The sequence below is a fragment of the Marinibaculum pumilum genome (assembly GCF_042646425.1).
GTDB lineage: Bacteria > Pseudomonadota > Alphaproteobacteria > Ferrovibrionales > Ferrovibrionaceae > Marinibaculum > Marinibaculum pumilum.
In genome coordinates this window covers 91415-98358 of record NZ_JBHRTR010000027.1, presented here as the reverse complement: position 1 = coordinate 98358, position 6944 = coordinate 91415, and the positions used below count along the sequence as shown (strand labels likewise).

The window sequence follows — 6944 nt, the reverse complement described above, 5'->3', positions numbered from 1 at the left end:
CCGGCCCGCGGACCCGGGTCCGCGGGGGGCCGGCCGGCAAAGCCGGTCAGTAGCGGTAGTAGTCCGGCTTGAACGGGCCGGTCTCCGGCACGCCGATATACTTGGCCTGCGCGGCGGTCAGCTCGGTCAGGGCGGCGTTCAGCTTGGCCAGGTGCAGGCTGGCAACCCGCTCGTCCAGGTGCTTCGGCAGGGTGTAGACCTTGTTCTCGTACTTCTCGCTGTTCTTCCACAGCTCGATCTGGGCCAGGGTCTGGTTGGTGAAGGAGGCGCTCATGACGAAGCTGGGATGGCCGGTGGCACAGCCCAGGTTCACCAGCCGGCCCTCGGCCAGCAGGATGATCTTCTTGCCGTCCGGGAACTCGATCTCGTCGACCTGCGGCTTGATGTTCTTCCAGGTCATGTTGCGCAGCGCGTTGACCTGGATCTCGCTGTCGAAATGGCCGATGTTGCAGACGATCGCGCGATCCTTCATCTGCCGCATGTGATCGACGGTGATGACATCGACATTGCCGGTGGCGGTCACGAAGATGTCGGCGGTGGATGCCGCCTGATCCATCGTGACGACCTCGTAGCCTTCCATCGCCGCCTGCAGCGCGCAGATCGGGTCGATCTCGGTCACCTTCACCCGGCAGCCGGCATTGCGCAGGCTGTCGGCGGAACCTTTGCCGACATCGCCATAGCCGCAGACCACGGCGACCTTGCCGGCCATCATCACGTCGGTGGCCCGGCGCACGGCGTCGACCAGGCTCTCGCGGCAGCCATAGACATTGTCGAACTTCGACTTGGTCACGCTGTCGTTGACGTTGATCGCCGGCACGAACAGCTTGCCCGCCCGCTCCATCTCATAGAGCCGGTGGACGCCGGTCGTGGTCTCCTCCGACAGGCCCTTCACGGCCTTCTTCAGCAGGTCGGCATGCTTCTCATGCATCACCTGCGTCAGGTCGCCGCCATCGTCCAGGATCATGTTCAGTTCCCAGCCGTCGGGGCCGGTGATGGTCTGGTCGATGGCCCACCAGAACTCCTCCTCCGACATGCCCTTCCAGGCGAAGACGGGGATCCCCGCCGCGGCGATGGCGGCGGCGGCATGGTCCTGGGTCGAGAAGATGTTGCAGGACGACCAGCGCACGGTGGCGCCCAGCGCGACCAGGGTCTCGATCAGCACCGCGGTCTGGATCGTCATGTGCAGGCAGCCGGAGATGCGCGCACCCTTCAGCGGCTGGCTGGCGCCGTATTCCTCGCGCAGCGACATCAGGCCCGGCATCTCGGTCTCGGCGATCTCGATCTCGTGACGGCCCCAGTCGGCCAGACCGATATCCTTGACCTTGTAGTCGGTGAATTCCGCCATCGATGGTTCCTTTCCTCGTTCGCAGAAGTGGCTGCGCCGACGGCGCGACGGGTCCGCCCATGTCAGGGCGGTCGCCGCGCGCCATCGGCCCAGCGGGACGGGACGCCGGGAACTGGCGCTCAGTCGTGATATAAAGAGATCTTTATATGATTATATCGGTTCGGGTCAACTCTCTCCGAACCGGTTGCCGATCAGGGCGGCGATGGCCGCCATGGCGGCGTCCGCCTGTGGCCCGCTGGTCTCCACCGTGACCTCCACACCCTGGGCGGCTCCCAGCATCATCAGGCCCATGATCGAGGTGCCGTTGACGCTGTAGGGCCCGCGGATGACGGTAATCTCGGCATCGAAAGCGCCGGCGCATTGCGCGAACTTGGCGGCGGCGCGCGCGTGCAGGCCGCGCTGGTTCAGGATCGTCAGGGTGCGTCGCAGGGGCGCACCGCCGGCCGCCGGACTGCCCCCGTCCTGCGTGCCGCCACTGCTCATCGGCCGCGGATGCTCAGGCGCGCGGGCCGTCCGCGGCCAGCAGCGCGGAGGCGATGTTGATGTATTTCCGGCCCGCCTCCTGCGCCGCATGGGCGGCATCCTTCAGGGGCATCTTCTCGCGGACCGTGGCCAGGCGGATCAGCATCGGCAGGTTGATGCCGGCGATCACCTCGACCGGGGCCTGGTCCATGATCGAGATCGCCATATTCGACGGCGTGCCGCCGAACATGTCGGTCAGCACCACCACGCCGCTACCGTCATTGACCCGGGCCACGGCGGCCAGGATGTCGTTGCGGCGTGCCTCCATGTCGTCGTCCGGGCCGATGCAGACGGCCTCCACGGCCTTCTGTTCACCGACGACATGGTGCAGGGCGGCAAGGAATTCGGCGGCCAGCTTCCCGTGGGTGACGAGGACGAGACCGATCATGGGGCGGGATCCGCTTCGAGGCTCCGCCGGCCGGGCCGGCGCATACGCACGCGACCGCAGCCGGGGCCAGCCCGCCGGGGGCTGAATCTACAGGTCGCGGTCACGGTGGCGCAGCGTAACCTGTATTCCGTCGCTGGCAAGCAGGTCGGACAGAAGGCGCGCCGTATAGACGGACCGGTGCCGGCCGCCGGTGCAGCCGATGGCGATGGTCAGGTACTGCTTTCCCTCCTGCGCATAGCGTGGCAGCAGCATGCGCAGAAGGCCCGAAAGCCGGTCGAAGAAGGCCGGGAAATCCGGATCGCCGGCGATATAGGCGCCGACTTCCGGATCGTCGCCGGTCCGCGGCGACAGCGCCGGATCGTAGTACGGGTTCCTCAGGAAACGCACGTCGAATACCAGATCCGCCTCCCGCGGCAGGCCGCGGCGGAAGGAGAAGGAGGTCAGGATCACGGTCATCGCCGCGTCCCTTGTGGCGCCGAAGCGCTCGTGCAGCAGCTGCCGCAGGTCCGGCAGCGACAGCAGCGAAGTGTCGATGGTCTCGTCCGCGGCGTCGCGGAGCGGCGTCATCAGCCGGCGCTCCACCGCGATACCGTCCGCCACCGGCCGGTCCAGCGCCAGGGGGTGGCGCCGCCTTGTCGCGGTGAAGCGCTGCTGCAGCACCGCATCGTCGCAGTCGAAGAACACCAGCCGGATGCCGGTGGGCAGGCGGTGCGGCAGGTCGCGGCGCTCCGCCGCGCCGTCCGGAAGGCTGCCGGCGCTGCCGCGGCGCAGCCGTGCCAGTGCCGCGATCAGGCCCTCGGGGTCGAAGTCGCGGGTCCGGGTATCGACCCCGACGGCGGTGCCCATGTGGGGGCTGCGGCGCTGGCTGTCGCCGGGGCGCCGCGCCACCAGCCGCGGCAGCAGTGACAGCGGCAGGTTGTCCACCGCCTCGTAGCCCAGGTCCTCCAGCAGCTTCAGCGCCGTGGTCTTGCCGGCGCCCGACATGCCGGTCACCACCAGCACGTCGCCGGGCCCGCTTTCCGCAGGATGCATTGCATCGCCGGCGCCACGGCCGGTCACCGGCGTGTTCATTCCGCCGCCGCGCGGGTCAGATGCGCGCCCGGCAGCTGGTCGCGGCAGGCAACCGCCAGGCGCAGCCGGGCCGGCGCGGAAGCGGCTTCCGGGTCGATGCGCAGCAGCGGCAGCCGGCAGCCCAGGAGCGCAAGCTCCGCCGGCAGCGGCACCCGCTCGATCTCAGCGGCCGGGACCAGGTCGACCGCCAGGCACAGGTCGGCGTCCCGGTGGGGCAGGCGGAGCGGGCCGATGCCGCGAACCTCCAGCAGGCCGGCGAGCGGCGGCGGCGGCGCGGCGCGGAGCCTGCCGTCCGTGGCCGCCAGCGCGACCATGTCGTCTGCCACCAGGGCGGCGCCCGCGTCGATCAGGCGCAGGGCCAGGTCCGACTTGCCGCTGCCGGACGGGCCGCGCAGCAGCACGCCGGCTTCGCCGATGGCGATGCAGGTCGCATGCAGGATGGCTGAAGCCTGGCCGGACATGGCCGGGACAGTCGGGGCAGAGCCGGACGCTGTCAACGTAAATCCCGTTGCCGGCGGGGCCCCCGGCCCGCCGGCGCGGCCGGACCCGGCAGGTGGCCATCGCAAATGGGGCGCCGGCATGGCGTATGGGCGCCTGTCGGCCTGCGTCCGGGCGATTTTTCGGCGTCTACTGCGGGTCGAGCAGCTCCATCCTCATCTGCAGATGTTCGTTGTCCGGGTCCGGCTCGACGACCAGTCCGGTGGTTTGGATTGCATTGCCGGGCGAGGTGACGTTCTGCTGGAAAGGGCCGTTGAACGGCAAGGAGACCGAGATCACGACCTCCTCTCCTGTGGGTGAGCCGAGAAGCAGGTAGGCGCCGCAGCCCTCGTCATATGTCACCGACACGACCTTGAACCGGCCTTCACTGCCCGGCGGATAGATCGTGCCCACCTTCGGCTCCTGACCCTGCCCCCATAGACCATTGGTCGGGTAGGCGCCTTGCACGGTCAGGCTGTGCGACGTGCTGTTGACGAAGACCAACTCGACCGAGACATAGGAAGCGGCAGCCCGGACAGAATCTGCGCCATAGGGCGCCAGCGACAGTGCGGCGGCCGCCAGGAGGGCGGCCATGAGCCGCAAGATGCGGCGGGGCATCGCGGTCCAAGCGTCACGACGGGCTGCCATGCTGTTTCCTCCTGGGCTGCTTTTGGCATGCAGTGCTGCAGGATAGCGCCGCTTGCCGACACGCAGATGTCTCGAATTGTGTCCGGCGGCCGCAACCCGTCCGGCATTTCGCCGCGGCAACCATGGAGCGCAAGCCGCAATTGAGCGCTTGCCCAATAGTCGCGGATGCCTGCGGTCGTCCCCTCCGCAGGCCGGTGTTGCTGGCGGGGTTCTGCAGATTGGCAGGCGTGCGGACCGGGAGATCCGGCGGCAGAACGGTCACTGCGGGGCTTTCTTCAGGGTCACCACATAGGGGGGAAGGTCGGATCTGGGATCTTCGGCATGGATCTGCGTGGCGGCCGCGCCGGCGGTTACCGTCGCGCTGAGGTCCGCGGCGGCTTCGAGCTGCCAGGACCAGGTAGTGTCGAACGCGGTGCCCGCGGCCCCGCTCGGCGAAACGCTGTCGTCGAGGGGTTCGAAGATGTCGGTGACGCCGGTGCTGAAGCTGGCCGCTTCGTCTGGTGCGATCGCCGTGCCCGGGACGGGCTGGCTGTCCCACACGCCGCTTTCCAGTTCGCCGTACGCGACAGTGACCGTGGCGCCGGTGTCGTTGACGACCTGCACCTTGATCAGCCGCACGAAAACGGTTGCCTGCGCGACTGCGTTGCCCCCAGCAGCAGCAGGCCGGCGAGCAGGACGGTGTGGATGCGGTGGCAGCGGCGGTCCGACATGATTCGTTCCTTCTCTTCGCGATGATCCGAGCCGTGTCCAGGCAAGCACAGCCGGACGGCATCGTCCCGTGTCCGGTTGTGACGAATTGCGGCCGCCGCCCTCTGCCGGGGTATCCGGTGCCGCCTGGGATGCCCGCCGGGTATTGCTATGGAGCAACACTTCTGCCGTTTCGCGGGCGGCCGCAAAAAATCCTGGGAATCCCCCCACGAATCCCCTTGTGTCCGGGGCGGCGAGGTCATATGTCTCGCCTCGCCCAATAGTCGCACGTGCCTGTGGTCGTCCGAGACGATGCGGCGGTTCGCCCCGCATCTCACGCAACATTCCCCGGACGGCTTAAAGCAACGACGGTGAGGGCTTTTTTGGTCTCTGCCGGTCCCTCCAAAGGCCGGGGTTACTGAAGAGGCACACCATCATTGCCAGGCGTGCGGAACGGGACTCCCGATCCAAAGCGAAGGCAGCACATCGGTCGCGGACGATCCATCTCCGGGACCGAGCGAAACGTCGAGGCTTGAACCCGCCAGTCGTGCGGCCGTGCCATCCTTGTGCGCGGCAGCCGGGGCAGGAACGGGCTTCGTGTCGGTAACAGCTTTTGTGAACGGGAGTTGCCGCCATGGCCACCGAACGTATGCTGCAGTTCTTCCGCGACCGACGACCCGAGGGCCCCTGCCTGGTCGTCGACCTGGACGTGGTCCGCGACAATTTCCTGGCCTTCGCCCATGCGATGCCGGACACCCGCGTCTACTACGCGGTGAAGGCCAATCCGGCGCCGGAAGTCCTGCGCCTGCTGGTCGAGCTGGGGTCCTGCTTCGACTGCGCCTCCGTCGGCGAGATCCGCCTGGTGCTGGACGCCGGCGCGACCGCGGACCGGATCTCCTTCGGCAACACGATCAAGAAGGCGCGCGACATCGGCACCGCCCATGAGCTTGGCGTCGACCTGTTTGCCGTCGATTGCGTGGCGGAAGTCGAGAAGGTCGCCGAGTATGCGCCCGGCGCCCGCGTGTTCTGCCGCATCCTGTGCGACGGCGAGGGCGCGGAATGGCCGCTGTCCCGCAAGTTCGGCTGCGAGCCCGCGATGGCGGTCGACGTGCTGGAGGCCGCGCAGCGCCTGCAGCTGCGCCCCTACGGCGTGTCCTTCCATGTCGGCTCGCAGCAGACCAACATGCCGGCCTGGGACCTGGCGCTGGGCCAGGCCGCGGCGATCTTCCGCACCCTGGCGGAGCGTGGCATCCACCTGCGCATGGTCAATCTGGGCGGCGGCTTCCCGACCCGCTACCTGAAGGACGTGCCGGCGGCGGAAGCCTATGGCGCCTCGATCTACAGCTATATCCGCCATCATTTCGGCAACCGCCTGCCCGAGACGATCATCGAGCCCGGCCGCGGCATGGTCGGCGGCGCCGGCGTGATCAAGGCCGAGGTCGTGCTGATCAGCCGCAAGTCCGACGACGACCCGGTGCGCTGGGTCTATCTGGACATCGGCAAGTTCGGCGGCCTGGCCGAGACGATGGAGGAGGCGATCCGCTATCCGATCACCACCCCTCGCGACGGCGATGCGACCGCGCCCTGCGTGCTGGCCGGCCCGACCTGCGACAGCGCCGATGTGCTGTACGAGAAGACGCCCTATGCGTTGCCCGTCTCGCTGGCGATCGGCGACGAGGTGCTGATCGAGGCCTGCGGCGCCTATACGACGACCTATTCCACGATCGGCTTCAACGGTTTCCCGCCGCTGCAGTCCTACGTCATCTGAACGACGTGATCCGACGGGCGGCAGTCCGTGACGGTCTG

The 6944-nt window shown here is 68.2% G+C and carries 8 protein-coding genes; 1 reads left to right on the top strand and 7 read right to left on the bottom strand.

Annotated elements, in window-relative coordinates; translation table 11 throughout:
• Positions 1 to 46: 46 nt before the first annotated feature.
• The 7 genes from ahcY to ACFOGJ_RS12405 form a co-directional block, all read right to left on the bottom strand.
• Positions 47 to 1345: an adenosylhomocysteinase gene (ahcY, locus tag ACFOGJ_RS12435; RefSeq protein WP_379900782.1), complete on the bottom strand. Its 1299-nt coding sequence runs from the start codon at positions 1343 to 1345 to the stop codon at positions 47 to 49.
• Positions 1346 to 1510: 165 nt separating this feature from the next.
• Positions 1511 to 1828, bottom strand: coding sequence for an HPr family phosphocarrier protein (locus ACFOGJ_RS12430; protein WP_379900780.1), 318 nt, complete (start codon positions 1826 to 1828; stop codon positions 1511 to 1513).
• Between the two features lie 13 nt (positions 1829 to 1841).
• Positions 1842 to 2255 (bottom strand): PTS sugar transporter subunit IIA, encoded by a 414-nt coding sequence (locus ACFOGJ_RS12425; RefSeq protein WP_379900778.1) that lies wholly within the window; start codon positions 2253 to 2255, stop codon positions 1842 to 1844.
• 87 nt (positions 2256 to 2342) lie between these two features.
• Positions 2343 to 3287: an RNase adapter RapZ gene (rapZ, locus tag ACFOGJ_RS12420; RefSeq protein WP_379900777.1), complete on the bottom strand. Its 945-nt coding sequence runs from the start codon at positions 3285 to 3287 to the stop codon at positions 2343 to 2345.
• Between the two features lie 35 nt (positions 3288 to 3322).
• The gene (locus ACFOGJ_RS12415; protein WP_379900776.1) at positions 3323 to 3787 is read right to left on the bottom strand and encodes an HPr kinase/phosphorylase; all 465 of its coding nucleotides are present in this window, start codon (positions 3785 to 3787) and stop codon (positions 3323 to 3325) included.
• Positions 3788 to 3953: 166 nt separating this feature from the next.
• Positions 3954 to 4451, bottom strand: coding sequence for a hypothetical protein (locus ACFOGJ_RS12410; RefSeq protein ID WP_379900775.1), 498 nt, complete (start codon positions 4449 to 4451; stop codon positions 3954 to 3956).
• A 258-nt stretch (positions 4452 to 4709) separates the two neighbouring features.
• A complete protein-coding gene (locus ACFOGJ_RS12405) occupies positions 4710 to 5069 on the bottom strand; it encodes a hypothetical protein (RefSeq protein WP_379900774.1) in 360 nt (119 codons plus the stop codon).
• A 703-nt stretch (positions 5070 to 5772) separates the two neighbouring features.
• Between ACFOGJ_RS12405 and ACFOGJ_RS12400 the strand changes: the two genes are divergently transcribed.
• A complete protein-coding gene (locus tag ACFOGJ_RS12400) occupies positions 5773 to 6906 on the top strand; it encodes a type III PLP-dependent enzyme (protein ID WP_379900772.1) in 1134 nt (377 codons plus the stop codon).
• The last annotated feature ends 38 nt before the right edge of the window (positions 6907 to 6944 follow it).

Excerpts from the sequence above, each read along its gene's own strand:
- ahcY (WP_379900782.1), bottom strand. The coding sequence starts at position 1,345 with ATGGCGGAATTCACCGACTACAAGGTCAAGGATATCGGTCTGGCCGAC.
- ACFOGJ_RS12430 (WP_379900780.1), bottom strand. The coding sequence starts at position 1,828 with ATGAGCAGTGGCGGCACGCAGGACGGGGGCAGTCCGGCGGCCGGCGGT.
- ACFOGJ_RS12425 (WP_379900778.1), bottom strand. The coding sequence starts at position 2,255 with ATGATCGGTCTCGTCCTCGTCACCCACGGGAAGCTGGCCGCCGAATTC.
- rapZ (WP_379900777.1), bottom strand. The coding sequence starts at position 3,287 with ATGCATCCTGCGGAAAGCGGGCCCGGCGACGTGCTGGTGGTGACCGGC.
- ACFOGJ_RS12415 (WP_379900776.1), bottom strand. The coding sequence starts at position 3,787 with ATGTCCGGCCAGGCTTCAGCCATCCTGCATGCGACCTGCATCGCCATC.
- ACFOGJ_RS12410 (WP_379900775.1), bottom strand. The coding sequence starts at position 4,451 with ATGGCAGCCCGTCGTGACGCTTGGACCGCGATGCCCCGCCGCATCTTG.
- ACFOGJ_RS12400 (WP_379900772.1), top strand. The coding sequence starts at position 5,773 with ATGGCCACCGAACGTATGCTGCAGTTCTTCCGCGACCGACGACCCGAG.